The following is a 1059-nucleotide window of genomic DNA, read 5'->3' as shown; positions in this document are numbered from 1 at the left end:
GGCGTCGGCGAGGATGGCGCGTGCGTCGGTGACGGTGTTGAGGGTCAACGCGCTGCTGATGCTGTGCCATTTGCCGCCTCGTGCGCTTCCTACACCGTTGGGTGCGGTGAGTGCGCGGCCGCAGCGTTCGAGCCATGAGACGTCGGTGACGTGGAAGGCGGCGTCGATCCAGCGGGGTCCGTGCCAGGGTTGGGGTCCGCCGAGGACGTCGAACCGTTCGGTGAGGATGCCGAGCACGCCGGCTACCTGGTCGAGTGTGGTGCGGTGTTCGCCGAGGGTGCGCCATGCGGCGATGAACTGGTCGTCGGCTTCGGCGAGGTCGGTGGGTGTTGCGTTGGCGGGGACGAGTTCGGCTGCGGTGGCGATCGCGGTGCAGGCTTTCTCGAACGTGGGCCGGATGCTGTCGATGAGCTGGTCTCCGGGTTTGCCTTGGAGGGTGCGCGCGAACTGTTGTGTGAGTTCGTGTTTGGCGGTGACCTTGAGGTCGGCGGGGTTGCGGTTCGGCTGCACGAGGGCGTCGTCGAGGATGCCCACGGCGTTGCCGGCGTCGAGGTCACCGCGGCGGATGATGGACGCGATGTCGGTCGGTTCGGGCGGCGACCAGGCGGCGACCGCGGCCATGGCGTCGGTGATCGCGGACAGCTCGGCCGGGATGGTTCCGCCGAGTGCGGTGGTCTGCTCGACGAGGTTGGCGATGTCGCCGGGGAGTGCGTTGGTGCTCATCACTTGCCCTTCGGGTGGTGGCCCCACGACTCGGGATAGGCGGGACCGTCGTCCTTGGGCTTGTGCTCCGGGCTGTCGTCGTCGGCGGGTGGTCGGACTTCGGCGACGAGCTTGGCGAAGTCGTCGTCCGACAGTTCCGAGAGGTACTGCTTGACGGCCGCTTCGAGGACGTCAGTGGGTTGTGCCATGGTGTGTTCTTCCTTCTCTGTAGTCGATGATGTTGTTGCGGTTGAAGATCCATCTTCCGGCGATGCGTTGTCCGTCGAGGTCGGCGGCGATGCGTCGGACGTGGCGCGGGGTGATGCCGAGCAGGTCGGCGGCCTGGAGTGTGTCGAC

General features: G+C 67.1%; 2 protein-coding genes. Both read right to left on the bottom strand.

The genetic code is table 11. The features are described 5' to 3' along the window. A partial coding sequence (locus tag MKW15_RS24195) for a flagellar biosynthesis protein FlhF (protein ID WP_240862941.1) occupies nt 1-723 on the bottom strand: 723 nt, incomplete at its 3' end. Then, nucleotides 723-911, bottom strand: a complete 189-nt coding sequence (locus MKW15_RS24190) for a hypothetical protein (RefSeq protein WP_240862940.1) — start codon at nt 909-911, stop codon at nt 723-725. The genes MKW15_RS24195 and MKW15_RS24190, both read right to left, overlap by 1 nt. Nucleotides 912-1059 lie beyond the last annotated feature (148 nt).

The sequence above is a fragment of the Gordonia gummivorans genome (assembly GCF_022513585.1).
Lineage (GTDB): Bacteria > Actinomycetota > Actinomycetes > Mycobacteriales > Mycobacteriaceae > Gordonia.
Note: the sequence above shows the minus strand (reverse complement) of the source record. Positions and strands in the feature narration are given on the sequence as shown.

What these genes read in the sequence shown, in the direction of transcription:
- MKW15_RS24190 (WP_240862940.1), bottom strand. Translation starts at nt 911, where the DNA reads ATGGCACAACCCACTGACGTCCTCGAAGCGGCCGTCAAGCAGTACCTC.